19 protein-coding genes are annotated in these 24994 nt (G+C 61.5%); 6 read left to right on the top strand and 13 right to left on the bottom strand.

Going from position 1 to position 24994, the window contains the following annotated elements; all coding sequences use genetic code 11:
* Positions 1-65 precede the first annotated feature (65 nt).
* Positions 66-1547: a PAS domain-containing methyl-accepting chemotaxis protein gene (locus C5F70_RS10815; RefSeq protein WP_371920070.1), complete on the bottom strand. Its 1482-nt coding sequence runs from the start codon at positions 1545-1547 to the stop codon at positions 66-68.
* A 297-nt stretch (positions 1548-1844) separates the two neighbouring features.
* Here C5F70_RS10815 and C5F70_RS10810 point away from each other — a divergent pair, with 297 nt between their 5' ends.
* Positions 1845-4043 (top strand): OsmC domain/YcaO domain-containing protein, encoded by a 2199-nt coding sequence (locus C5F70_RS10810; RefSeq protein ID WP_104903284.1) that lies wholly within the window; start codon positions 1845-1847, stop codon positions 4041-4043.
* A gap of 485 nt (positions 4044-4528) precedes the next feature.
* Here the strand turns inward: C5F70_RS10810 and C5F70_RS10805 are convergent, their stop codons facing one another.
* The gene (locus tag C5F70_RS10805) at positions 4529-5695 is read right to left on the bottom strand and encodes a cystathionine gamma-synthase (RefSeq protein ID WP_104903283.1); all 1167 of its coding nucleotides are present in this window, start codon (positions 5693-5695) and stop codon (positions 4529-4531) included.
* The gene (locus C5F70_RS10800; RefSeq protein ID WP_104903282.1) at positions 5692-7068 is read right to left on the bottom strand and encodes a cystathionine beta-synthase; all 1377 of its coding nucleotides are present in this window, start codon (positions 7066-7068) and stop codon (positions 5692-5694) included. The genes C5F70_RS10805 and C5F70_RS10800 overlap by 4 nt, the downstream gene beginning before the upstream one ends.
* A gap of 256 nt (positions 7069-7324) precedes the next feature.
* On the opposite strand from C5F70_RS10800, the gene atzF reads away from it, so the two are divergent.
* Positions 7325-9121 carry an allophanate hydrolase gene (gene atzF, locus C5F70_RS10795; RefSeq protein WP_104903281.1) on the top strand — a complete coding sequence of 599 codons (1797 nt, stop codon included), beginning with the start codon at positions 7325-7327 and terminating at the stop codon, positions 9119-9121.
* 2 nt (positions 9122-9123) lie between these two features.
* Positions 9124-9858, top strand: a complete 735-nt coding sequence (locus C5F70_RS10790; RefSeq protein ID WP_104903280.1) for a GntR family transcriptional regulator — start codon at positions 9124-9126, stop codon at positions 9856-9858.
* On the opposite strand, the gene dapA is transcribed toward C5F70_RS10790, so the two are convergent.
* The 3 genes from dapA to C5F70_RS10775 all read right to left on the bottom strand — a co-directional run bounded on the left by dapA (position 9833) and on the right by C5F70_RS10775 (position 12669).
* A complete protein-coding gene (gene dapA / locus C5F70_RS10785; protein ID WP_104903279.1) occupies positions 9833-10684 on the bottom strand; it encodes a 4-hydroxy-tetrahydrodipicolinate synthase in 852 nt (283 codons plus the stop codon). The two genes, C5F70_RS10790 and dapA, sit on opposite strands and share 26 nt — an antisense overlap.
* Positions 10685-11047: 363 nt before the next feature.
* The gene (locus C5F70_RS10780) at positions 11048-11530 is read right to left on the bottom strand and encodes a VOC family protein (protein ID WP_017846413.1); all 483 of its coding nucleotides are present in this window, start codon (positions 11528-11530) and stop codon (positions 11048-11050) included.
* Positions 11531-11742: 212 nt separating this feature from the next.
* On the bottom strand, positions 11743-12669 hold the full coding sequence (locus tag C5F70_RS10775; RefSeq protein WP_017846412.1) for a LysR family transcriptional regulator: 927 nt from the start codon (positions 12667-12669) through the stop codon (positions 11743-11745).
* 143 nt (positions 12670-12812) lie between these two features.
* Here C5F70_RS10775 and C5F70_RS10770 point away from each other — a divergent pair, with 143 nt between their 5' ends.
* On the top strand, positions 12813-13217 hold the full coding sequence (locus tag C5F70_RS10770) for a RidA family protein (RefSeq protein ID WP_079443979.1): 405 nt from the start codon (positions 12813-12815) through the stop codon (positions 13215-13217).
* Between the two features lie 76 nt (positions 13218-13293).
* Here C5F70_RS10770 and C5F70_RS10765 read toward each other — a convergent pair whose 3' ends face one another.
* Positions 13294-14460, bottom strand: a complete 1167-nt coding sequence (locus C5F70_RS10765) for an MFS transporter (RefSeq protein ID WP_104903278.1) — start codon at positions 14458-14460, stop codon at positions 13294-13296.
* A 94-nt stretch (positions 14461-14554) separates the two neighbouring features.
* Here C5F70_RS10765 and C5F70_RS10760 point away from each other — a divergent pair, with 94 nt between their 5' ends.
* Entirely contained in the window at positions 14555-15448 is an 894-nt protein-coding gene (locus tag C5F70_RS10760; RefSeq protein WP_017846409.1) for a LysR family transcriptional regulator, read from the top strand.
* Positions 15449-15672: 224 nt separating this feature from the next.
* Here the strand turns inward: C5F70_RS10760 and C5F70_RS10755 are convergent, their stop codons facing one another.
* The 4 genes from C5F70_RS10755 to C5F70_RS10740 form a co-directional block, all read right to left on the bottom strand.
* Positions 15673-16056, bottom strand: a complete 384-nt coding sequence (locus tag C5F70_RS10755; protein ID WP_046486046.1) for a hypothetical protein — start codon at positions 16054-16056, stop codon at positions 15673-15675.
* On the bottom strand, positions 16053-16265 hold the full coding sequence (locus C5F70_RS10750) for a hypothetical protein (protein WP_046486048.1): 213 nt from the start codon (positions 16263-16265) through the stop codon (positions 16053-16055). The genes C5F70_RS10755 and C5F70_RS10750 overlap by 4 nt, the downstream gene beginning before the upstream one ends.
* A 364-nt stretch (positions 16266-16629) precedes the next feature.
* Entirely contained in the window at positions 16630-18096 is a 1467-nt protein-coding gene (locus C5F70_RS10745; protein ID WP_102617027.1) for a DUF726 domain-containing protein, read from the bottom strand.
* 225 nt (positions 18097-18321) lie between these two features.
* Positions 18322-18942: a LysE family translocator gene (locus C5F70_RS10740; RefSeq protein ID WP_104903277.1), complete on the bottom strand. Its 621-nt coding sequence runs from the start codon at positions 18940-18942 to the stop codon at positions 18322-18324.
* Between the two features lie 129 nt (positions 18943-19071).
* Here C5F70_RS10740 and C5F70_RS10735 point away from each other — a divergent pair, with 129 nt between their 5' ends.
* Entirely contained in the window at positions 19072-19797 is a 726-nt protein-coding gene (locus C5F70_RS10735; protein WP_046486054.1) for a hypothetical protein, read from the top strand.
* Positions 19798-19901: 104 nt separating this feature from the next.
* On the opposite strand, the gene C5F70_RS10730 is transcribed toward C5F70_RS10735, so the two are convergent.
* Positions 19902-22058 (bottom strand): TonB-dependent siderophore receptor, encoded by a 2157-nt coding sequence (locus C5F70_RS10730; RefSeq protein ID WP_104903276.1) that lies wholly within the window; start codon positions 22056-22058, stop codon positions 19902-19904.
* Between the two features lie 240 nt (positions 22059-22298).
* Complete coding sequence (locus C5F70_RS10725; protein ID WP_104903275.1) at positions 22299-24857, bottom strand: autotransporter outer membrane beta-barrel domain-containing protein; 2559 nt, start codon at positions 24855-24857, stop codon at positions 22299-22301.
* Between the last annotated feature and the right edge of the window lie 137 nt (positions 24858-24994).

The following is a 24994-nucleotide window of genomic DNA, read 5'->3' as shown; positions in this document are numbered from 1 at the left end:
GGCCGAAGGCGCCCATCCTCCAGCTGCCTGCGGCATGTGGAGAATGGGCGCGTGCCTATCCGCCGTCAGCGGTTGAAACGTTCAACCAGTGCGTATTGGGTGGACGCGGTGTGGGTCAGTTCCTTGCTCAGGTCCGCGGATTGATGGGCCTGGACCGACGTCTGGTCGGCCAGTTCGGCGATGGTGGTGATGTTGCGGCTGATCTCTTCGGCCACCGCGCTTTGTTCTTCGGTGGCGGCGGCGATCTGGGTGGTCATCTCGGTGATGTGGGACACCGCTTCGCTGATGCCGACCAGCGCCTGGTCGGCCTCAAGTACCCGGGCCACGCCTTCCTGCGCCTGGCGCTGGCCGTGTTCCATGCTTTGTACAGCGTTGCTGGACGATGCCTGGAGCTTGGTGATCAAGTCATGGATCTGGGTGGTGGAGTGCGACGTGCGTTGCGCCAATTGGCGGACTTCGTCGGCGACTACGGCAAAGCCGCGGCCCATATCCCCGGCACGCGCCGCCTCGATCGCGGCGTTGAGGGCCAGCAGGTTGGTCTGGTCGGCGATGCCTTTGATCACGTCGACGACAGTGCCGATTTCGTCGCTGTCGCGGGCCAACTGCGCCACGGTGACACCGGTTTCGCCGACCACGGCGGAGAGGCGCTCGATGGCTTCGCGGGTATCGCGGGCCACCTCGCGGCCACGCCCGGTCAGCACGTTGGCTTGCTGGGTGGCATCCGCGGTGCGCTGCACGTGGCTGGCGACTTCCTGGGTGGTTGCGGCCATCTGGTTGACGGCGGCCGAGACCTGCTCGGTTTCGACGCGTTGACGGTCAAGGCCGGTCGAACTGGCCGTGGCCAGTCGGTTGGATTGCCCGGCCAGCGCGTTGAGCTGCTCGGCACTGTCCTGCAGGCGGGTGAGGCAGGTTTTCAGCCGAGCGTTCTGGCTGAAGAACGCGGTTTCCAGGCGGCCCTGGGGGCCGCGTTCATCGCTGTACATCTGCGCAATCAGCGCATCCGAGGTCGACGGTTCGATGCCCGAAAGCAAGCGTAACGTTGCACGCCGACGCACCTGCGCGCCGATCATGCTCACGGGCACCGCAACGGCTACCGCCACGGCCATGGCCAGCGGCGCACTGAGGAACAGCCCGCCCATGGCGCCGGCAAGCCCGGTGGCGACGTAGGGCACGCTGTCGAATAACGTCGACAGCCAACTGTCCCGGCGCGAAACCGCCGATTTGTTCTGGCTCAAACGCCGGTAAAGCGCCTGGGCACGTCGGATTTCATCGGCGCTCGGCTTGACCCGTACCGACTCGAAGCCCACCACACGGCTGCCTTCGAAGATCGGTGTAACGTAAGCATTGACCCAATAATGGTCGCCGTTTTTCGAGCGATTCTTGACGATACCCATCCACGGCAGGCCTTGCTTGAGCGCGCACCACATATGGGAAAAAACGGCTGAGGGGACGTCGGGATGGCGCACGATATTCTGCGGGGCGCCGATCAAGTCGGCGCGTTCAAAACCACTGATATCGACAAAAGCATCGTTGCAGTAAGTGATCATCCCGTTAACATCGGTTGCGGAGATGAGCTTCTGCGAAGGCGCGAGGGAAATCTCGCGCTGTGTCACGGGTTGGTTATTGCGCATTCGACTACTCCCAGAATTGCCTTTAGGACATCGGCAAGTATTCAGATAAGTTGAAGACCGATTGTCTGACAATCTCAAACAGCAACATTTCACCGGTCTAAATCAGGTATTCAGTCCTGTCAGTCGGCGGCCGAAACGCGAAAGCACAAGACTTCAAACGCAAATACCGGATAATGGCGGCCAATTTGAAGTTCGCTATTTTGGTAATCCCGTATGGAAATTAAGGTTAACTTTCTCGACAACCTTCGACTTGAAGCCAAGTTCGATGACTTCACGGTGATCGCCGATCAACCGATTCGCTATAAAGGCGACGGGTCGGCGCCGGGGCCATTCGATTACTTCCTGGCTTCGTCGGCATTGTGTGCGGCGTACTTCGTGAAGTTGTACTGCGAGACACGCAATATCCCCACGAACAATATCCGGTTGTCGCAGAACAACATTGTCGACCCGGAAAACCGCTACAACCAGATTTTCAAGATCCAGGTGGAGTTGCCGGCAGATATCTCCGACAAGGATCGCCAAGGCATCTTGCGCTCTATTGACCGTTGCACGGTGAAGAAAGTGGTACAGGCCGGCCCTGAGTTCGTGATCGAAGAGGTGGAAAACCTCGACGCCGACGCCCAGGCCCTGTTGATGCCCAATTCCACTTCCGAGGCGGGCACCTACATCGTGGGCAAGGACCTGCCGCTGGAGCAGACCATCGCCAACATGTCGGGCATCCTGGCGGGCCTGGGCATGAAGATCGAGATCGCCTCGTGGCGCAATATCGTGCCGAACGTGTGGTCGCTGCATATCCGCGATGCCCATTCGCCGATGTGCTTCACCAACGGCAAGGGCGCGACCAAGGAAAGCGCGCTGGCCTCGGCGTTGGGCGAGTTCATCGAGCGCCTCAACTGCAACTTCTTCTATAACGATCAGTTCTGGGGCGAAGAACTGGCCAATGCACCGTTCGTGCATTACCCGGACGAGCGCTGGTTCCAGCCTGGGCGCAAGGATGAACTGCCAGCGGAAATCCTCGACGCCTACTGCCTGAACATCTACAACCGCGACGGCGAGTTGCGTGGCTCGCACCTGTTCGACACCAACTCGGGCAATGAAGACCGCGGGATTGTGGCACTGCCGTTTGTGCGCCAGTCGGACGGCGAGGTGGTGTATTTCCCGTCCAACCTGATCGAAAACCTGTACCTGAGCAACGGTATGAGCGCCGGCAACACCCTGGCCGAAGCCCAGGTGCAGTGCCTGTCGGAGATCTTCGAGCGGGCGGTCAAGCGTGAAATCATCGAAGGTGAATTCGCCCTGCCGGATGTGCCGGCTGACGTGCTGGCCAAGTACCCGAGTATTCTGGCCGGGATCCAGGGGCTGGAAGCCCAGGGCTTCCCGGTGCTGGTCAAGGATGCCTCGCTGGGCGGCGAGTTCCCGGTGATGTGCGTGACCTTGATGAACCCGCGTACCGGCGGTGTGTTTGCCTCGTTCGGCGCGCACCCGAGCCTGGAAGTGGCGCTGGAACGCAGCCTGACTGAATTGCTCCAAGGCCGCAGTTTCGAAGGCCTGAACGATCTGCCGCAGCCGACGTTCGAAGGTCACGCGGTGACCGAGCCGAACAACTTCGTCGAGCACTTCATCGACTCCAGCGGCGTGGTCTCGTGGCGCTTCTTCAGTGCCCGCTCGGATTACGAATTCGTCGAGTGGGACTTCTCCGGCCAGGGCGAAAACTCCAACGCCGAAGAAGCCGCGACGCTGTTCGGCATTCTCGAGAACATGGGCAAGGAGTCGTACATGGCGGTGTATGAGCACCTCGGTGCCACCGCCTGCCGCATCCTGGTTCCGGACTACTCGGAAATCTATCCGGTGGACGACCTGATCTGGGACAACACCAACAAAGCCCTGTTTTTCCGCGCCGACATCCTCAACCTGCATCGCCTGGATGACGCGCAACTCAAGGCCCTGGCCGAACGCCTGGTGGAAAGCGAACTGGACGACTACACCGATATCACCACCTTGATCGGCATCGAATTCGACGACAACACCGCCTGGGGCCAACTGACCATCCTCGAATTGAAGCTGCTGATCTACCTCGCCCTGCAGCAATACGAGGAAGCGAAGGAAGCGGTGGAAATGTTCCTGCAGTACAACGACAACACCGTCGAGCGCGGCCTGTTCTACCAGGCGGTGAACGCGGTGCTGGAGATGGAACTGGATGAAGACCTGGAATTGGCGGACTACGAGGCCAACTTCCGGCGGATGTTCGGTAACGAGCGGATGGATGCGGTGATCGGCTCGGTCAACGGCAGTGTGCGCTTCCATGGATTGACGCCGACCAGCATGAAGCTGGAAGGGCTGGACCGGCATCTGCGCTTGATCGAGAGCTATAAAAAACTGCATAGCGCGCGGGCCAACGTCACGTCAGCCTGACGCAGCATCCATTGTGGGAGGGGGCTTGCCCCGATAGCAATCTGTCAGTCACTGAATCAGGAGACTGGCCCACCGCTATCGGGGGCAAGTCGAATCGTCGCACCGCCCCTCCCACATTAAGATGGAACTGGCAGACTACGAGGCGTCTGCAAAAACTGCACGGCACGCGGGCCAACATCACGTCAGCCTGACGCAGTATCCAGTGTGGGAGGGGGCTTGCCCCCGATAGCAATCTGTCAGTCACTGAGTCAGGAGACTGGCCCACCGCTATCGGGGGCAAGTCGAATCGTCGCACCGCCCCTCCCACATTAAGATGGAACTGGCAGACTACGAGGCGTCTGCAAAAACTGCACGGCACGCGGGCCAACATCACGTCAGCCTGACGCAGTATCCAGTGTGGGAGGGGGCTTGCCCCCGATAGCAATCTGTCAGTCACTGAATCAGGAGACTGGCCCACCGCTATCGGGGGCAAGCCCCCTCCCACATTAGATATGTGCCAACGCTTGCGCGAGGTCCGCGCGCAAGTCCTCCACATCTTCAACCCCCACCGACAACCGCACCAACCCATCGCCAATGCCCAATTGCGCCCGCGTCGCTGCCGGGATGCTGGCATGGGTCATGATCGCCGGGTGTTCGATCAGGCTTTCCACGCCGCCGAGGCTTTCGGCCAGGGCGAAGAGTTTGACGTGTTCCAGGAAACGCCTGGCGCCGGCCAGGTCGCTGTTCAATACCACTGAAATCATCCCGCCAAACCCGCGCATCTGCCGACGTGCCAGGGCGTGCTGGGGGTGCGAGACCAGGCCCGGGTAGTGAACCCGCGCCACCTGCGGTTGGTGTTCGAGCCAGCTCGCCAGGTCCAGTGCATTGCTGCAATGGCGCTCCATGCGCAGGGCCAGGGTTTTCACACCGCGCAGGGTCAGAAAGGCGTCGAACGGCCCGGCGATGGCGCCGACCGAGTTCTGCAGGAAGCCCAAGCGCTCGGCCAGTTCGGGGTTGTCGCCGACAATTGCGATGCCGCCGATCACGTCGGAGTGGCCATTGAGGTATTTGGTGGTGGAATGCACCACGATGTCGCAACCCAGCTCCAGCGGGCGCTGGATCCACGGGCTGGCGAAGGTGTTGTCGGCCACGCAGAGGATGCCGCGGGCGCGGCAGATGCGCGCGATGGCGCTGAGGTCGGTCAGGCTCAGCAGCGGGTTGCTGGGCGTCTCGACCCAGACCATGCGCGTGTCGTCCTGCAACGCCGCTTCAAACGCCTGCACATCGCTCAAATCGACAAAACTGAAACGGTGCCCGGCGCTGCGTTGGCGCACCTTGTCGAACAGGCGGAAGGTGCCGCCATACAGGTCGTTGCCGGAGACGACATGGCTGCCGGCATCCAGCAACTCCAGCACGGTGGAAATCGCCGCCAGCCCCGAGGCAAAGGCAAACGCCTGGCGGCCGCCTTCCAGGTCGGCCACGCAGCGCTCCAGGGCGAACCGCGTGGGGTTGTGGGAGCGGCCATAATCGAAGCCTTTGTGTACGCCGGGGCTGTCTTGCCGGTAGGTGGAATTGGCGTAGATCGGCGGCATCAGCGCGCCGGTGGTCGGGTCGGGCGATTGCCCGGCGTGGATCACACGGGTGGCAAACGCGCTTTTATCGGGCTGACTCATGCAAGGGATCTCCGCAGGTGATTGAGCAGGTCGACACGGGTGATCAGGCCATGGAAGCCCGACGCGTCGGCGATGATGGCGATCAGGCCGCGATCCAGCTCCGCCTGCAACTCGGCGAGGCTGGCGCTGGGGTCGAGCGTGTGCAGGGTTTCGGTCATGGCGCTGGCGACGATCATGGAAAAGTCCGCGGCGTCGTGGTGCAGGCCCAGCAGGATGTCGGATTCGTCGATCACACCCACCAGTGCCTGGCCGTTCACCAGCACCGGCAATTGCGAGACATCGGCCAGGCGCATGCGCTGGAAGGCCGTGAGCAGGGTGTCGTCGGGGCTGACGCTGATCACGCGGCCGTCTTCGAAGCGCCGGGCGATCAGGTCGCGCAGGTCGCCGTAGTGCTTGTAGTGCAGCAAGCCCGCGTCGCTCATCCATTGGTCGTTGTAGACCTTCGACAGGTAACGCGTGCCGGTGTCGCAGACGAAGCTGACCACGCGCTTGGGCGCGGTCTGTGCGCGGCAATAGCGCAAGGCTGCGGCGAGCAGGGTGCCGGTGGACGAGCCGCCGAGAATGCCTTCGGCCTTGAGCAACTGGCGGGCGTGGTCGAAGCTCTCTTCATCGCTGATGGAATAGGCGTGGCGCACGCTGGACAGGTCGGCAATCGAGGGGACGAAGTCTTCGCCGATGCCTTCCACCGCCCAGGAACCCGGGGTGACCAGGGTGCCGCTGCGGCTGTATTCGGCCATCACCGAACCGACGGGGTCGGCCAGCACCATCTCCAGCGCCGGCTGCACCCGCTTGAAGAAGCGCGTCAGCCCGGTGAGCGTGCCGGCCGAACCGACGCCGACCACAATCGCGTCGAGGTCATGCTCGGTCTGCGCCCAGAGCTCCGGCGCGGTGCTGGTTTCGTGGGCGAGCGGGTTGGCCGGGTTATTGAACTGGTCGGCGAAGAACGAGCCCGGGATGTCCTTGGCCAGGCGCGCAGCCACGTCCTGATAGTACTCGGGGTGGCCTTTGCCGACATCGGAGCGGGTGATATGCACTTCGGCGCCCATGGCCTTGAGGTGCAGCACCTTTTCGGTGGACATCTTGTCGGGCACCACCAGCACCACCCGGTAGCCTTTCGCCCGGCCCACCAGCGCCAGGCCCAGCCCGGTGTTGCCGGCGGTGGCTTCGACAATCGTGCCGCCGACGCGCAGGCGGCCGTCGCGCTCGGCGGCGTCGATCATTGCCAGGCCGATGCGATCCTTGATCGAGCCGCCGGGGTTTTGCGATTCGAGTTTGAGAAACAGCGTGCAGGGGCCGGTGTCGAAGCGGCTGATCCGCACCAGCGGAGTGTTGCCAATCAGTTCAAGCACGGCGGGGCGGGCAAGCGCGGGCATGTCGTCACCTGGGTGTAGGGTGGGGGGACAGCAAACGGCAAAGCGTGGCTTGGAACATAGGCCGCTATTGCACGGGTCGCAACTGCGCGGTCGGCCGGCTGTCTTTTTTTGGCGCATGAGCGAAGGCTCGGTGCGCCATCGGTGGGCAGTCTTGCCGCGCCGCCTGGGCGCGAACCCGCGCAATCGTTGGGTGTGCGCAGCTGGCCTGGGGTTTGCTAGAAACAAATCCAAACTTGGATACAAGATGGAGACCCTTATGCAGAGTGTTATCGGCTGGACCCTCGGCGAATGGCGTGAGGCCTATCGCAACGGGACGATCACCCCGGACATCGTGCTGACCCTGGCCGCGCAATACGCCGCCGCCGACAACGCCTGGATCGCCCGCGCGCGGCCTGAACAACTGACGGCGCAGTTGGCGCAATTGAGCGAGCGGCTGGCGGCGGTCGGTGGCGATATGACCCAGTTGCCGTTGTATGGCGTGCCGTTTGCGATCAAGGACAACATCGACGCGGCCGGTTGGGAGACCACGGCGGCGTGTCCGGAATTTGCCTACGCCCCGGCGTCGGATGCGAGCGTCGTCGCCAAGCTGCGTGCGGCCGGTGCGATCCTGATGGGCAAGACCAACCTCGATCAGTTCGCCACCGGCCTGGTGGGCACCCGCTCGCCGTATGGCGCGGTGGCCAACAGCTTCAATCCGGCGTATGTCAGCGGCGGTTCCAGCTCCGGTTCCGCTTCGGTGGTCGCCCGGGGTTTGGTGGCGTTCTCCCTGGGTACCGACACCGCCGGCTCCGGTCGGGTGCCAGCGGGGTTCAACAATATCGTCGGGTTAAAACCCAGCAAAGGCCGCCTGTCCAATACCGGCCTGGTGCCTGCGTGCCGCACGGTGGATTGCATCTCGGTGTTTGCCCTGACCGTGGAAGACGCAGAATCCGTGGCGCAAGTGGCCGAAGGCTACGACGCGAGTGACGCCTATTCCCGCGCCAACCCCCATACCGCGCCGGTGGCGGTGGGGCGTGCGATCAAACTCGCCATTCCGGCGACCCTGGAGTTCTTCGGCGACACCCAGAACCAGGCCGTATTCGGGCAGGCCGTCGAGCGCTTCAAGGCGTTGGGGGCGCAGATCACCCCGGTGGATTTCAGCCCGTTCAAGGCGCTGGCGGACCAGTTGTATTTCGGCCCATGGGTCGCCGAGCGCACGGTCGCCCTGCACAGCATGCTTGAACAGCAGCCGGACGCGATCAACCCGGTGGTGCGCGGCATCGTCGAAAACGGGCTTGAGTACAGCGCCTGCGACGCCTACAAAGCCGAATACCTGCGCGCCGACCTGAGCCGGCGCATCAACGACACGCTGGCGGGCTTCGACGCATTGCTGGTGCCGACCTCGCCGACGATTCGCACCCAGGCCGAGATGGCGCTGGAGCCGGTGCGCTACAACTCGCAATTCGGCTATTACACCAACTTCACCAACCTGGCGGACCTGTGCGCGCTGGCGCTGCCCGCCGGCTTGCGCGCAGATGGCTTGCCCAGCGGCATCACCTTGTTGGCGCCGGCCTGGCATGACACGGCCCTGGCCCATTTGGGCAAGCGCTGGCAAGCCGGCCTCGGCCTGCCGCTGGGCGCCACCGCGCGCGAGTTGCCCGCACCGGCCGCACCAACCCCCGCGCCCGGCAGCGTGCGCCTGGCGGTGGTCGGCGCGCACCTGAGCGGCATGCCGCTGAATTTCCAACTGACCACGCGCAATGCGGTGCTGGTGGAGCAAACGCTGACCGCCGACAGCTATCGACTCTACGCGCTACCGGGCACGGTGCCGCCCAAGCCGGGGCTGGCCAGGGCGGACAGTGGCCGCTCGATCATCGTCGAGCTGTGGGACATGCCCATCGCCCGCTTTGGCGAGTTCGTCGCTGAAGTCCCCGCACCGTTGGGCATCGGCAACCTGAGCCTGACCGACGGGCGCAACGTCAAAGGCTTTATCTGCGAACCCTGGGCCCTGGCCGATGCGCTCGATATCACCGAATTCGGCGGCTGGCGCGCCTTTATCGCGAGCCGGGGCTAAGCATGCCGGGCTCAACCCTGAAAAATCCCAAGGCGCGCCCCGACAGCCTGGCCGAACGCATCTACGCGCAGCTCAAGGCGGATATCTTCGACTTTCGCCTGCTGCCGGGCGACCGCTTCAGCGAAGGCGAAGTGGCCGAGCGCATGAACGTCAGCCGCACCCCGGTGCGTCAGGCGCTCTATCGTCTGGAGAAGGAAGGTTACCTGGAGGTGTACTTCCGCAGTGGCTGGCAGGTGAAACCGTTCGACTTCACCTACTTCGAAGAGCTGTATGACCTGCGGATCATTCTGGAACTGGCGGCGGTCAACCGTTTATGCCTGATGGATGAACCGCGCCCTGCACAGTTGCAAGGGTTACAGGCGATCTGGCAGGTGGAGGAGGGCGAACGCCAGCAGGACACCCAGGTGGTGTCCGAGCTGGATGAGCGCTTTCACTGCGCCTTGGTGGAAGCCACCGGCAACCGCGAAATGGCGCGCATGCACTACGCCATTACGGAAAAAATTCGCATCATCCGCCGGCTCGACTTTACCCAGGCATCGCGGATCGCGGCGACCTACGAAGAACACGCGCAGATACTCGACGCTATCCTGCAACGGCGCGGTGAAGAGGCGCAGCAGCTGCTCAAGCGGCATATCGAACTGAGCAAGCAGCAGGTGCGCAACATCACGTTGCACCGGTTGCAGGTGGCGCGGGACACTCAATCAACCGGCTTCACAGCAACGCTTGCAGACGGCTGACGGTGGCATCGCCGGCCCGCTGCATCGGTGCGCGCAATTCACTGCCGATCAGCCCCTGCAAGGCCAGCGCGGCCTTGACCGGTGCCGGGTTGGGCTCCATAAACAACGTATCGATCAACGGCAGCAACTGGAAAAACGTCTGCCGCGCCTCGCTCAACTGGTTATCCCGCACCTGCTGCCACAGCGCCACGAACCGCTCGGTGTGTACATGTGCCGACGCTGCGATCGCCCCACTGGCGCCAAGGCACAATGCATTGAATATCTGGATGTCCTCGCCACACAGCACATCCACCGCCCCACTGACCAGCAGCGCCAGGGTATTGCTCAGGTTGCCGCCACAGTCCTTGACCGCGACGATGCGCGGATGGGCGACGATGTTCAGCAGCGTGGCCTGTTCGAAGGTCGCGCCGGTGCGATAGGGAATGTCATAGAGAATGATCGGCACACTGGAGGCGTCGGCCACCGTGCGGAAGAACGCTTCAAGGCCGCTCTGGGACGGACGGATATAGCTGGGCGCCGGCACCAACAGCCCGGCCACCGGGCGTTTGAGGATTTCGCCCTGGAACTGCAACAGCTCAATCTGGTTATATCCCGCCAGGCCCATCACCACGCGGTGCGCCGGCACCCATTGCAACACCGCATCCAGCACCGCCAGTTGTTCCTGGCGGCTCAACGCCGCGGCTTCGCCCGTGGTGGTGCAGACCATGATCCCGGCCACGTGCTTTTCCAGCAGATGCTCGACCAGCCGGCGCAAGCCGATAAAGTCGATGGCGCCGTCCTGAAACGGCGTGACCACGGGAACCCAGATACCTTGAAACGCTGACATGCACTCTCTCCTGATGATTGACCGATTAAGTCACCGTCAGAAGGGCAGAAGGAATTGTGCAAGGGCAGGGTGTCCGTCGCGCTCAATGTCCTGTCAGCTCATCTGACGGGACAGCGCGCCCCGGTCACATGAGCGACTGTTTCTTCGATTTGAGGGCGCGCGCAACGCAACCTTGCGCCTTGGCGATCAAGCCAATGACGGAAAGGTTAACGAAAGACGTTGCAAGCATGAGCTGACACACCCTGAATGAGGGCTCCATCTTCAGGGGGTGTGAGTAAATGTGTCAAGCCCTGCGTAGTTACCGGCAGGTTGCACCGCCCAGGCACTTGAACGGTGCCTGGGCGGTGAAACGATCGTTGTCGGTCAGGGATTAGCCACTGCGGCCTCAATCGCGGCAATGTCGATCTTGGTCATGGTCATCATCGCCTCGAAGGCTCGCTTGGCCGTCGCCGGGTCGGCATGGGTCACGGCGGCCGACAACACACGCGGCGTGATTTGCCACGACAGGCCCCACTTGTCCTTGCACCAACCGCAGGCACTGGCCTGGCCACCGTTGTCGATGATGGCGTTCCACAGCCGATCAGTCTCGGCCTGGTCATCGGTAGCCACCTGAAAGGAAAACGCCTCGGTGTGCGGGAATGCCGGACCGCCATTCAGGCCGAGACACGGGATGCCCAGCACGGTGAACTCGACGGTCAGAATGTCGCCCTGTTTACCTGCTGGATAATCCCCCGGCGCGCGGTGTAACGCCTTCACCGCACTGTCCGGGAAGGTCTTGGCATAAAACGTCGCAGCGTCCAGGGCGGTGCCGTTGTACCAGAGGCACAGGGTGTTTTTGTTGTTCATGTTCGGTCTCCACGGTGAATGGGTGTGTGGAGTTTAGATCAGGGTGAAGGGCGGATGCGGTGTTGCGAACCGAGTACCGCGGCCTCGCCGACAGAGGCCGCATACAGAATCAGCATGCTGGGGCCAGCAACACCCACGATTCTCTCAAGCCGATCGTCAAGGACGAAGAACGCGCAGATGAGCAAAACGTCTGCGCGCCCCCAACGCCACCGTCACGAACCAAGTCGCTCGCTGACAGGCGCATGCTGCGCCATCAGCTCCGCGACCCAGTCGATGAACACGCGCACCTTGATGCTGATATGCCGGTTCGGCGGAAATGCCACGTAGATCGGCATCGGATCGAGACGCCAGTCCTTGAACAGGGGCACCAATTCGCCGCGTGCTTCGTAGGTCGTGGACATGTACTTGGGCAGCCAAAGCACACCCAGCCCGGCCAGGCCGGCCGCGAGGTAGGCGTTGCCATCGTCGACTGCCAGCGCATAGCGGCCTTTGACCTGGAGGCTCTCAGCGTGGTTGCGCATGGAGTAGGGCAGGGCTTTGCCGGTGCGCGCCCACAAGAAGCCGACGATACGGTGTTGCGAATCTTCCAGCTCCCGCGGATGCGCGGGGATACCGACACGGGCCAGGTAGCTCGGTGCTGCGAAAACGCCAAGCTGGAGGTCGCCAACCTTCCGGGCCATCAGCGACTGATCCTTTATCTCGCCGCCGCGCACCACGCAATCGATGTTCTCACCGATCATATCCACGATCCGGTCGCTGACGCCCATGTCGATCTGGATGTCCGGATAGCGCAGGTAAAACTCGGGCAATGCGGGGACTAGAATCATGCTGGCCAGCGGGCTTGGCACATCCACTCGCAATCGCCCCCTGGGCAGTGTCGAGGCGCCGGACAGGCTGGTCTCGGCGTCGTCCATGTCGGCCAGCAGTCGTAACACTCGCTCGTAATAGACTGCACCGTCGGCCGTGACGTTGACTTTGCGCGTGGTGCGGTTAAGCAATTTAACCCGCAACCGTGCCTCCAACTGCTGTACCAGTTGTGTCACGGTGGTCTTGCTCATGTGCAGTGTTTCGGCCGCTTTGGTGAAGCTGCCAGCTTCCACCACGCGAGCAAACGCCTGCATCGCATCAAAACGGTCCATTGCTAACCCCCGCTCTCGATTGGATTGTTTGGATTTTACAAACAGTGCTAGCTAGGGTTGCGTGTTTATCGCCCAGGTACAAGTCCATACAGTCTCTGCATCGTTAGTTCCGGGTCGGCTTTGACCCATTGATGGAGGCACCTATGACGCAGCGTGATGTTGTTTTTCCACCTGGACGCCAGGCGCTTTACGAGCGCAATCGCTATTCGCCGGCGATCAAGTCCAATGGTTTTTTATTCGTGTCGGGGCAAGTCGGCAGTCGCGAAGACGGCTCGCCCGAACCCGATCTGGAGGCCCAGGTCCGACGCGCGTTCACCAACCTGAATGCAATCCTGGTCGCTGCCGGTTGCACCTTCGACGATGTGATTGACGTCACCGTCTTCATCGTCGATCCCGAGTCGACGTTCGAGACGATCTGGAAGGTTGTGCCGGAGTTCTGGGGCCGGGCGCCACACCCGACGCTGACCGGCGTGGGTGTCACGTGGCTGTATGGTTACCAGTTCGAGATCAAGGTGATTGCCAAGCTGCCGGAAGGCACCGGGGGATGATCAGGCCAGTGATTACGCAAGGGCGCGGTACCGAAAGCGGTTCATCCTGAACCGTTGGGCTGTGACAGCGCGCACGTCACACCACCGCAGTTGCAAGCGTTCTGGAACGCCAGGCAAAAGCCAACACCATCAGCAGCCCCAGCCCCGCCATTGCTGCTCCGGCCAGGGAAATCGCCGGATAACCCAGCCCGGCATTGATCACCGCTCCGCCCAGCGCCGCACCAATCGCGTTGCCTAAGTTGAAGGCGCCGATGTTCACCGCCGAGGCCAGATTGGGCGCGTCCTTGGCCGCTTCCATGACGCGCATCTGCAGCGGCGGCACCAGGGCGAAGCTGGCGATACCCCATATCAGGATGGCAACGGCGGCCGGCAGCGGCCAACGCATCAGTACGGTGAACGCGAGCAAGACGAGAATGAGCACGCTCAGCGAAACGATCAGGGTGCGATCTATCGAGCGGTCGGCGGCCTTGCCGCCCCACATGTTGCCCAGCGTCAACCCCACACCGAACAGCACCAGCATGGCGGTGATGTAGGCGGTGGACGCGTGGGTCTTGCTGCTGAGAATCGGCGCGATGTAGGTGAAGACGGTAAACATTGCCCCCGAGCCGACGACAGTGAGGGCCAGTGCCCCCAGCACCGGGCCACGGCCCAATACCCGAATTTCGGCCAGTACGCCGCCGCTTTGCGGCGCCGGCAGGTTGGGCAGGGCGAACCATAACGCTGCCATGGCCACCACACCGAGGCCGGTAATCCCCCAGAATGCGCTGCGCCAGCCGAACAGTTCGCCGAACCAGGCGGCCAGCGGCACACCGCCGATGGTCGCCAGGGTCAGGCCCATGAACATGGCCGCAACCGCTCCGGCACGTTTCTGCGGGGCAACCACGCTGGCTGCGACGATGGCGCCGACGCCAAAGAACGCACCGTGGTTCAGTGAGGTCACCACCCTGGCGACCATGAGGCTGTAGTAATCGGTCGCCAGGGCTGACATCAGATTCCCCAGGGTGAAAATCGCCATGAGTCCGATCAGCAGATAGCGCCGTGGAATCCTGCCGGTGGTCAGGGTCATCAGCGGCGCGCCGAGCAGTACGCCCAGGGCGTAAGCGCTGACCAACAGACCTGCGGCGGGAATGGAAACACCGAGATCCGCCGCGATGCCCGGCAACATGCCCATGGGGGCGAACTCGGTAACGCCGATGCCAAAGGCACCCATGGCGAGTGCGACAAGTGGTGGATTGATACGCATGGAAGGCTCCTTATCTATGCCGCCAATGCTACGATTCAGCCTTTTCCGGCGGTAGATAGCATTTCTGGCAATCACCTTTGCGTAAGGAGCACAAATGGACTTCAACGGCAGATCGGGTGAAATGGGCGTGTTCGTCAGCGTGGCGCAGGAAGGCAGCCTGTCGGCCGCCGCGCGGACATTGGGGCTGACACCCTCGGCGGTCAGTCGGATCATCGCCCGTACTGAACAGCGTCTTGGCACTCGGCTGCTGTTGCGCACCACCCGGTCGCTCACCTTCACCGCCGAGGGCGAGGCGTTCCTGCGCGGCGCCCGGCGCATCCTGGCCGACATGGCCGAGGTCGAAGAAGCCATCGCCGACCAGGGCGTCCCAAGGGGGCGATTGCGCGTCAGCGCCGCGCTTGGTCATGGGCGGCTGGCGATCGTGCCCTTGGTGGCGGCATTCAGCGCGCGCTACCCGAACATCGTCGTCGACCTCACCCTCGGCGACGAAGTGGTCGACATTCTCGGCGGCCAGGCCGACGTGGCGGTACGTTTTGGTTATCTGCCCGACAGCCCGCTGACCGCACGCAGGATCGGCGCCACCGGCCAGGTAGTGGTGGCATCGCCCGCGTATCTGCAGCGCCACGGCATCCCCCTGGAACCGGAGGATCTACTGCGGCACAACTGCCTACGCTTCAACTTCCGACGTGCCGAACCCAACTGGCCATTCATCCGCGACGGAAAAGCGTTTTCCCTGAAGGTCAGCGGCAACATCGAATGCAGCAGTGGCGAAGCGCTGGCCCAACTCGCGCGAGTAGGTGCCGGCATTGCGCGTATCGGCGAGTTCAGCGTGAGCGAGGACCTGCAGCGTGGCGATCTGATACCGCTGCTGGAAGCCTGGAACCCCGGCGACGAGGAACCGATTCATGCGGTGTTCGTGGGGGGCTCGGCAATGCCGGCGCGGGTGCGGTTGTTCGTGGACTTCCTGCTGGAACAGCATCGGATGTAGGTGCTGGCGTTAGCTGATCCTTGCGGGTACTCGCGCGATGCTGTTTGCATTAAGCAAATAGTGAGCAACAACCGAATCCAAACTCATTCGAGTGCTAATAGAATGTTGAGCAGCAGCTGACGAAGTACCGAGCATGAATTGTATTCGACCGCCGAGCAATAAATTTATTGGCTCGGAATTGGTCGTTTTGGGTGAAATGCCGGGGCCAACCGCGAAGCACTGTTTTAGCTGCGCTTAAGCGTGACTTTGTTGTCCGACTCACTGACTATCTTATAGTTGCCTCTTAACTTTTTTAACACGCTAAGGCTTCTTACCGAAACGGCCATGGAAATAGCCGCCGAAGTTGCTGCAGCCCCTAGAACGCTGAGGGCTCCGCCTGACCCGGCAACCGCTGCGAAGCCAGCAACCGGTGTGGCAACACCACCCGTACCGACGGTGGCTATGACGCCATAAAAGACTATGCATATAGAACCAATGGCCACAGCCCATGCAACCGTGCCGGTAGCCTTTATCCGAATGGTTTTTTTTGCAAGATCGCCTTCAATCACGATGGTGTCTTCATTGCGGTTTACCGCGTCGGCTAGTTCTTTCTCTGTCGTTACGCTCATTGCTTGTCCTTCGTTTTTTTATTGCCGGCAATAATGAACCCGATGATTAAAAAAAGAATAATGATCGGTGGAAAAGCTACGCACAAAGCGATTGCGCCAAGTAGCAGCAGCCCGCCGATTATCACGCCTACCATTTCCCCTAAAAGTGGAAGTAATAGCTTGAACATAACGACGGCTAAAATAATTCCGGCTATTACGACAATAATCATGTGCGGCCTTATGTGGGTTGTGTTGGTTTTTAGAATATGTTTGTCGGGTCTGCACTAAAGGCCGTACCCCGGAATGATCCGGAAAGCGTCGATTGAGCATCCATGTCCGTCGCGTGAGTTTCTGATCTTCCAGTTTGAAATCCCATCGCGATCCTGCGTACTTTGCTTATCTGATACTTGGTTGGGCTTCTAAAATCCCCCTTCGCACGCTCAGGTTGTCGGCTGTCGCCCATCATTCTTTAGTTTTAAGGCATCCCTGCCAGTCATTCCCAATCCCCTCAGTGATTAATGATCTGCACTTCGCGGTACTCAAATAACAGTTTGAGGTGTCGAGGGCGAGGCACAGCCATTGAGCACGCTAGGGTTAGAGCAGCCCTTCGTTATTCAGCTTCAAGCGCGCATAGAAGAGAATCGCAACCGCGGGAATCAAGGCCGAGTAGCCGGGCTTGACTGCACTTTTCAGGTTCGTAACCGCCGCCTTGATGCGCTCGGTCGAAACCAGATGAGTGAGGGAGGGCAGTCGCGTTGCAGATGCCAGCGTTAACTCCTTGTTCTTACTGGTCAGCGTTGAGTGCGCCTTGCGATACACGGGGGCAGGTGCGCTAGGGGTCGAGAAGTAAGACGTAACGGTCAGGCTTGCCGCCAACGCATCGACCTGCTCAAAGTAAGCTTTCTCGGACATGACCTCCAAATGCTGGACAATGTCCTGTTTTGACGCGAGTACATGACCCTCACCGAAAGAAGAGTGGAAGCATTTGCTGATGAGCAACCCCTCCATCTCAATCACCCGAGCACAATCGTGCAACTCGTCTACCAAGTCGTAGTGTTCTGTCAGCATGAGCAGGATCTGTAGATACTTAAGACCGCGTCTACGCGCCAGGTTGGCCAAGCAGTGGCCGCCCAGTAGTTGGAATTCCTTAGTCAGCAGATACAGTGAATGGTCGGTCTCAAGGGTCGTCCAACTGCTGCTACGCAGGTGCTTGGCGACTTGATTGCGGATTCGATCGCTGGTCAGTTCGAGCAGGTCATAAATGAAGTGGTCGGTCACGACCGGATCGGGATTCTTGATGATCAGTTGGGGCTGATTCGACGCCGGCAGGCCACTTTTGTAGCCATGGAAGCCTGATGCCCTGAGCACTTGCTCCAGACGCGGCCAATAGTCTGTATGACCGAAGGACTCCATCCGAACGTTTTTGCAGTTACCGATTGGCTGGCGACCCGCGCTGCTTTCGCCCATATTCAATCGCAGAACGTCGTCATCTTTTGAGTAAGCATTGTACAGCCTGCAGTTTGTGCGCTTGCGGATGGCTCGAGCCTCGTCTCCCGACAATTCGGCAGCCGCCGCCATCAACAACACATCGCCAATTTCAAGATCGTGATCAGTTGGCCTGTCGAGCAGATCGAGTAGCGCACTCACGACGACCCGCCCGCCAAGCGAGTGCCCGACCAGATTGACCTTCGACACGTAGGGGTGATGTTTGAGCAGGTAGCCCTCAAGTTGCGAGAGCAGTGTCTTGCCCATGGCGGTGGCGCGCTTGCGGCTGGTGTTGAAGTGGACGGCGCGATCGGCCACTGCTGCCGCGGTACCCGCGAAGATGTTCAACCGAGCCATTGCAGCCACGCTACTGCTGGATAACTTATCGAACTGGCTCCAATGACCGGAAGGCCAGAACGCAAAGATGTTGATGCACTCGTGGAGGGATGACGGGATACATTTGCTCAGCGCGCACCGGTCTTCTATATCGTGGCCGGCTGAGTAGCCGTGGATAAAGATGTTGGCGACCTCGCCGGAGCGGTGGGGCAGGGTCAAGAACTTGAAGTTGTGGCTCACGCGACGTCCTTGTAGCAAATCGTAGATGAGCGAATGGTGGCATTTGGCTATTGCTGTTGTAAACGGATGTTTAGGCACAAAGGCGCGGGGCTAGACCTCGACTCAGTAGGGCCTGAACGTGGCTTGCTGCTTATTCGTCCCGAAAACGCGGTGTTGGTGTTTGAAGAGCAACCCATGAGGCCGACAGGCAACACCGCGCGTATCCCGCCGCTTTGATAACGCCATTCAAGCCCGCCGCGCCATCAGCAACACCGTCGCCGCCGCAGACAACAACCCCGCGCAGCAGCGATTGAACAACCGCTTGCCCCGTGGCTCGGCGAACCAGCGGCGCATGTGCAGGCCCATATAGGCGTAGAGGCTGATGGCGATCCATTCCAGCACCAGGAACAGTGCGCCGAGCAGGGCGAACTGTGGGGTGATGGGCTGGCCGGGCACCACGAACTGTGGGAGGAAGGCGGTGAAGATCAGGATGGCTTTCGGGTTGCCCGCCGCTACCAGAAACTCCTGACGCGCCAACGCCCATGTTCCTACCTTGGCCGTAATCGATTCGTCCTGCGCCTGCGGATCGGCCCGCCACAGTTGCAACGCCAGATAGAACAGATACGCCGCACCGACGATCTTGATCGCGTAGAACAACAACTCCGACGTTTGCAGCACCACCGCCAACCCGGCGGAGGCGAGGGCGATCATGCCGGCGAAGGCGAGCAGGCGGCCGATGCCGGCGAGGCAGGCAGTGCGGTAGCCGTAGCGCGTGGCGTTGCTGACGGACAGCAGGTTGTTGGGGCCGGGTGCCATGTTCAGTGCGAAGCAGGCAGGTAGGAAGAGGGCGAGGGTGGTGAGGTCCATGGCGGTTCCGGGTACTGGCGGGGAGGGTCGAGGATAAAGGGGCTTGAGGGGAGAAGACAATCCAAGTCCTAAAGTTTGCCCCCTTGACGTCGATAACCGCTGTGAACCACTCAATCATGGACCGATGAAATGGTACTTACCCTCAGTTCTACCTATATCCCGCCCGCCAATACCCACCTTACGCCTGCCGACCAGATACTCGTGGCCAAGCCTCTGACGGACCTCGCGAAGGACGCCGTGGCCAGCGCCGGCCCGGCGGCTGTCTACCATCCCAGCGCAGACGCTGAACCAATGCAGTCGCTGGAGGCTATCGATACGTGGGTCGGCCGCTCGGCATCACGAGCGCTTCCTCGGATCATCGAGATCGCCAAAGGCGCGCAAAGCGTGCTGAACGCCACGTTCAAGACATTCCAGTCAACGCTGGCGGCGACTTATCCGGATTTGGCCGGCACGAAATACGGCTTTACGGTGGAGGCCGATGGCGCGTTGAAGGTGCTCAATGAAGCCGGTCAGCTCAGCAGTTCGCAGACTCAGCGGCTGACCCTGCTGCTTAATCAATCCAAGGATCTGAAAGCCGCCGCCATTACGTTCCGCGATGCATCTATCGATATGGTCGATGCTGATTCGCCGTGGTCCGGGAACTACTTGGGCCGCTACAGCCTGACCAAGGAGAACTTCGCCGCCACGATTGACCTGGTGCCATTGTTCAACAAACCAGGCTCGGTGCCTCCTCAGGAGTATGCCGACGGCTTTTTTTTCAGCCAGTTGGAGTACAAAGGCGAACTGGCCACGCGCGAGACGGAAACAGCGATGTTTGAGCGTCGCGGCGCGCAGGGGCTTGCATCGCTCTACTGATGGGGCTTGCGCGCCACTCTCAACGCACGGATGAAACCCGCGTTCGTGCGTCTTTTGCGCCTGCCTGAAGATCGAGAACGGCTACCCGAGCGGCCTCATCAGCGTCAGAAACTGTACTTCGCCGTCACCCCAAAGCTGCGCGGGTTGCCGTAGGTGTCGTTGGAGCCCCAGATCGTGCTGTTGCCGATCGCCGAGTAGTAGGTGCGGTCGAAGATGTTGTTGGCGTTCACTTGCAGGTCCAGGTGCTGGTTCACTTGGTAACCGGCCATCACGTCCGCCACCGCGTAGCTGCCTTGCTCCAGGCGATAGCTGCCGTTGGTGAGGGCGATGTCGTTGTACATGCGGCTCTGCCAGTAGACGTTGCCACCGATGCGCAGTTTTTCCAGCGGGCCCTGGAAGCGGTAGGACGTGGTGAGTTTGAACAGGCGTTCCGGTGTATCGGAGCTGAAGCGCTGGTTGTCATTGGCCGGGTCGCTGTCCTTGATGAAATGCGCGCGGGTGTAGGTGAAGCCGCCGCCGACTTGCCAGTTTTCGGTGAGGGCGCCTTGCAGTTCCAGGTCGATGCCCTGGCTGCGCACCAGGCCGGCGGCTGCGTAGCAGGTGAGCACCGGGCAACCGGCCTGGGTGGCGGCGGTGGTGGCGCGGTTTTTCTGGTCGATCTGGAACACCGCCAGGCTGGCGTTGAGCGCACCGTTGAAATATTCGCCCTTGATGCCGACTTCGTAGTTTTCGCCCACGATCGGTTCCAGCACCTTGCCCGAGAGGTCCTTGCTGCTTTGCGGGTTGAAGATGTCGGTGTAGCTGGCGTAGACCGAGTGGTGCTCGTCGAGGTCGTAGATCACCCCAGCGTAGCGCGTCAGGTTGCGGGTGACTTTGTAGTCGCCGTCCTGGCTTTGGCGGTCGTCATAGTCGTACCAGTCCAAGCGTGCGCCGAGGATCACCTTGAGCGGGTCGGCCAGGTTGAGGCGCGTGGTCAGGTAGACGCCGTCCTGGGTGGTGAGGGTGTGGGTTTTGCCGTTGCGCTGGAAGTCGGGTTTGGCGCCGTTGAGCGGGTAATTGGTGTCGTAAGGGCTGTACTCCTTGGAGGTGGCGTCGTAGATGCGTTTGCTGGTGCCGACCACCACTTCGTGGGTGCGGCCGAAGGCGTCGACCGGGCCGCTGGCGAAGGTGTCGAAGGCGTACTGTTTGTCGTCCTGATGCGACTGGTAGGCGGTGCGCGCCAGCTCGGTCTGGTAGCGCGATTGGTAACTGCCGGTGAACACGCCGTCCAGCTGCGACGCGGAGCCGGCGACGTTGAGTTTCCAGCCATTGTCGAAGCGGTGCTGGATGTCGCCGAATACGGTGTTGATCGTCAGCTCCTTGTTTTCCCAGTCGCTGCCGGGGTTGGTGGAGCGGGGCAGGTTCAGGTGATGGCCGTCGGTGCCGATGGGCAGGCCACCCCAGAAGAAGTTGGTCTGGTCTTCCTGCCGGGAGAAACCGAGGGTGGCGGTGGTGTCTTCGCTGAGGTCGGCTTCGCTGATCGCGTAGAACAGGCCGTGGTCGCTGGTTTCGTTATCGCGGAAGCTGTTGGCGTCGCGGTACGAGCCGACGACGCGGCCGCGCAGGGTGCCGCTGTCGTTCAAGGCGCTGGAAGCATCGAGCTCCATGCGATAGTCATCCCAACTGCCGGCCGCGCCGGTGATCGACACCTGCGGCGTAGCGGTGGGGCGCTTGCGCACGAAGTTGATCGCCGCCGAAGGGTTGCCGGCGCCGGTGACCAGGCCGGTCGCGCCGCGGATCACTTCGACCCGGTCGAACATCGCCAGGTTGGGCTGCACGCTGTTGGCGTAGCCCGAGTAGGCGCTGGGCAAGCCATCGAACATCATGTTGTCGATGTCGAAGCCGCGCGAGCTGTAGGTCTGCCGGCCGGGGCCGCTGGACTGACTGAGGAACAGGCCGGGGGTGTTCTTGACCACATCGTTGACGCTGGTCATGGCCTGGTCGTCCATGCGCTGGCGGGTGATCACGGTCACGGCCTGCGGGGTTTCGCGCATGGTCAGCGGCAATTTGGTGGCTGTGGCCATAGCACCGGTGGTGTAGGACTGGGTGCCTTCGGTGGTCTCGCCTAGTGCCTGGCCGCTGATCTCGGTGGCGCCCAGTTCAAGCGGTGCCGCTGCCTTTTCGGTATCGGCCGCCAGCGTTGTCTGGGTGCCGCTGAGGCAGATGGCCAATGCCAATAGACTGGGTGAAAAACGCGTAGCGACAGGTTGTTGAACGGACATGAATCTGAGCCTCCCCGAGCGCCATCCATAGCGAATAATAAACGTATTGATAATTATTCGCGTGAGTGTGGCAGATTGAATCCGCGCAAAAAAGACTTGGGGGAGAATTACTTAACAACTTTTTCACATCTATCGGGGGGACAGATCACCCTCCCAGCGCCAAATCATCCGCTGCTGCGTGGGCTCGCGGGCGCCAATGGGCTGGCGCTCAAATCGACGGCACCGCGAAAAAAGTCGCTGTCAGAATTCCATTCGCAGGCCCACGGTGCCTTGTCGGCCGTTGAGCATCTGGCTGTCCAGGTTGCGGTTATAGCCGACTTCGCTGTACAGGCTGACGCCCTTGGCCACCTCCAGCGTGGCGCCCAGACTCAGGCCCAGGGTGGTGGATTTCTGTTCGGTGTCGATGTCTGTCACATGGTTAAAGGTGACGGTGTTCTGCCCGGCGGCGGTGTGCCAGATATTGGCCCGCGCGTAGGGCTGCAACGGCAGGCCACGGACCTGATAGTCGCCGCGCAGGCGTATGCCCAGGCGCGTGGTGACGTTGGTGTCGGCGTTGTAGGCCACGTCGGAGATGCCATCGTTCTGACTGTCCAGTTTGGTTCGGCTCAGGATCAATTGAGCCTGGGGCTCAACCACCCAATCGGCGGTCATCTGGAACGGCCTGCCGACCTCGACGGATGCGGCGACGTTATGCCCGCGGGTTTTCATCTTCACCCCACGGTCCGATTCGTTATTGCCATCGAAACGGGTGCCCATCAGCACCAGATCGAGGTAGGCCCGGTTGGCGCCGATCAGTGTCCAGTAAACGCCCAGGCTGTCACCGCGCAAGGTGGTGTTGCCAGCGGCGTTGTCTTGCCAGCCGCCGTTGAAGCCTTTCACGTCACCTTTCAAGCGGCTGTGGCCGACGAAGAAGCCGACTCGCTGCACCGCGCCGTTGGCGGTAGCGCTCGCGTACACGTCGGTACCGATCTGGAAGGCGGACATCGAACTGTCCAGCGTCGGGCTCACCGTGCCGGCAAAGCTCTGGCGGCTGCTGTTGCCATACATACGCCCCCAACCGGCAGGAAACGCACCGGTCTGCTGTTGTTGGCGCTGATCGCCCATGCGTTCGTGATAGGTGCCCAGCATGGCCTGTACGATTTGTTGCGCGGCAGGAAACAACACCGCGTAGATCGGTACTTCCGGGCGATAGATCGGGATCGGCGTGAGGCCCGGATTGGTCGGCAGTTCAGGGGTGCCCACCACCGGTTCGGGGAGCGGCGTCACCGGGCCCGGCAGTGGTGCCACTGGCACTGAAGAGCGCAGGTAGTAGTTTTCGCCCGTGCCCGCGTTGTCGCCCCCTTTGAACAGGTAGTAGTCGAAGGCGCCTGCGGAAACCCGGTTTGCCAGGGTGAACTGGGTGCCGGCGCCGCTGGCGCCGTTGATTGCGCGGACCACCTGGATGCCGTCCTGCACGGTTTCGGCCCCCGGCCCGGCGAGATTGGTCACGCTGATAGCGGTGGTGCCGCTGATCTGGCCCGTGCCGATCACCAGCAAATCGCTGGGTGAGCCGTCGCTGCCCAAGACGCTTTGCAAGGCGAGTCGGCCAGCGTTGCCGTTGTAGTTCCCGTTCACCGTCAGGGTGTCGGTGGCGCTGGTACTGCCGGTGGTCATGTCGATCAGGCCGCCGTTGTTCAAGGTGACGGATTGGCCGGCGGTAAAGGGGTCGATCGAACCGTTGGTGACAGTCAATTTGCTCGAACCGTCGAGGGTCATGATGCCGCTGCCGGTTGCGCTGTCGCCCAGCACGAAGGCACCGCCCAGCTTGAGGTCCGAGCCGTTATCCAGCAGCACCTGTTCCCAGCCGGTATAGCGTGCGGGGACGTCGGTCTGCGTATTGTCGAATGTGAGCGTGTCGTTACCCAGGCCACCATCTACCAAGGGGTTGGAGGACAGCGACGTTTCGTTGAGGTTTTTCAGCAGCGCGGTGTCGTCGTCGGCGCCCATGACGATCAAGCCGTTGACCTTGCCGCCATCGCGCCAGATCAACTGGTCCTTGCCGAAACTGGCGAGGATTTGCCCGTTGACCGTGCCGCCGCTGACTTCAATCAAGTCATCGCCGCCGCTGGTGCTGATGTTGCCGCCGATGTAACTGGTGCCCGAGACGAGAATATGGTCATTGCCGAACCCGGTGACCAGATTGCCCAGGATGGTGCCGCCTTGCATGTCGAACACGTTGTTATCGAGCTTCATATCGACCCGGCCAATGGTGCCGCTTCTCATCGTGGCTTGGTCGCCATCTTCAAACGCCCCGGTGATGACCCCGCCGCTCATGTTGAAGGTGTCCAGGCCATCGCCCTGGGCCAGGGAAGCGATGGTGCCGCCGCTCATGGCAAAGCTGTCGATGCCGCCGCCTTGGCTTATTGCACCCGCTTGCCCACCGGTGATCTGCACCACATCCGCGCCTGCGCCTTGGGCGACCGAGCCAGTGACGGTGCCTAGGTTGAGGCGGAAAATATTCGCGCCGTCGCCTTGGTTCAGCGCACCGTTGAGCGCCGCCGTCGGCCCGTTCACGTCCACCAGGTCGTTACCCGCACCAAAGGTGACATTGCCGTTGATGGCGCCGCTGCCACTGATATTCAGGGCGTTGTTGCCACCGGTGTCGGTAAACCCCGGTGCCGAGGCACTGTCGCAGGTGGAGATGTCGTCGCCGGCGCTGTTGTTGATCGTGCATGCGCCATAAGAGGGGAGTGGCCACGCCGTCACGGCGATGATTGAGCTGATGCCCAGGTACCACAAAGAAGATGTTGGTGCGCGCATGACCCGTCCTCGTTCGAAGGGAACATCTCCCGGCACCTGGACAAGCAGGTGCGTTCGGACCATGGCAACAACGAACGATACGGATCAGGGAATACCGGTTACCCGATTCTGAAAACATCGGCCAATGCAAAGGGTTG

Source organism: Pseudomonas sp. LH1G9, assembly GCF_002949975.1.
Taxonomy (GTDB): Bacteria; Pseudomonadota; Gammaproteobacteria; order Pseudomonadales; family Pseudomonadaceae; genus Aquipseudomonas; species Aquipseudomonas veronii.
The sequence above is the reverse complement of the archived record's forward strand: the minus strand, read 5'-3'. Positions and strand labels throughout refer to the sequence as shown.

Excerpts from the sequence above, each read along its gene's own strand:
- C5F70_RS10780 (WP_017846413.1), bottom strand. The coding sequence starts at position 11,530 with ATGAACAACAAAAACACCCTGTGCCTCTGGTACAACGGCACCGCCCTG.
- C5F70_RS10750 (WP_046486048.1), bottom strand. The coding sequence starts at position 16,265 with ATGATTATTGTCGTAATAGCCGGAATTATTTTAGCCGTCGTTATGTTC.
- C5F70_RS10815 (WP_371920070.1), bottom strand. The coding sequence starts at position 1,547 with ATGATCACTTACTGCAACGATGCTTTTGTCGATATCAGTGGTTTTGAA.
- C5F70_RS10740 (WP_104903277.1), bottom strand. The coding sequence starts at position 18,942 with ATGGACCTCACCACCCTCGCCCTCTTCCTACCTGCCTGCTTCGCACTG.
- C5F70_RS10800 (WP_104903282.1), bottom strand. The coding sequence starts at position 7,068 with ATGCCCGCGCTTGCCCGCCCCGCCGTGCTTGAACTGATTGGCAACACT.
- C5F70_RS10775 (WP_017846412.1), bottom strand. The coding sequence starts at position 12,669 with ATGGACCGTTTTGATGCGATGCAGGCGTTTGCTCGCGTGGTGGAAGCT.
- C5F70_RS10760 (WP_017846409.1), top strand. The coding sequence starts at position 14,555 with ATGGACTTCAACGGCAGATCGGGTGAAATGGGCGTGTTCGTCAGCGTG.
- C5F70_RS10770 (WP_079443979.1), top strand. The coding sequence starts at position 12,813 with ATGACGCAGCGTGATGTTGTTTTTCCACCTGGACGCCAGGCGCTTTAC.
- C5F70_RS10765 (WP_104903278.1), bottom strand. The coding sequence starts at position 14,460 with ATGCGTATCAATCCACCACTTGTCGCACTCGCCATGGGTGCCTTTGGC.
- C5F70_RS10730 (WP_104903276.1), bottom strand. The coding sequence starts at position 22,058 with ATGTCCGTTCAACAACCTGTCGCTACGCGTTTTTCACCCAGTCTATTG.
- C5F70_RS10810 (WP_104903284.1), top strand. The coding sequence starts at position 1,845 with ATGGAAATTAAGGTTAACTTTCTCGACAACCTTCGACTTGAAGCCAAG.
- C5F70_RS10790 (WP_104903280.1), top strand. The coding sequence starts at position 9,124 with ATGCCGGGCTCAACCCTGAAAAATCCCAAGGCGCGCCCCGACAGCCTG.
- C5F70_RS10725 (WP_104903275.1), bottom strand. The coding sequence starts at position 24,857 with ATGCGCGCACCAACATCTTCTTTGTGGTACCTGGGCATCAGCTCAATC.
- dapA (WP_104903279.1), bottom strand. The coding sequence starts at position 10,684 with ATGTCAGCGTTTCAAGGTATCTGGGTTCCCGTGGTCACGCCGTTTCAG.
- C5F70_RS10755 (WP_046486046.1), bottom strand. The coding sequence starts at position 16,056 with ATGAGCGTAACGACAGAGAAAGAACTAGCCGACGCGGTAAACCGCAAT.
- C5F70_RS10735 (WP_046486054.1), top strand. The coding sequence starts at position 19,072 with ATGGTACTTACCCTCAGTTCTACCTATATCCCGCCCGCCAATACCCAC.
- C5F70_RS10805 (WP_104903283.1), bottom strand. The coding sequence starts at position 5,695 with ATGAGTCAGCCCGATAAAAGCGCGTTTGCCACCCGTGTGATCCACGCC.
- atzF (WP_104903281.1), top strand. The coding sequence starts at position 7,325 with ATGCAGAGTGTTATCGGCTGGACCCTCGGCGAATGGCGTGAGGCCTAT.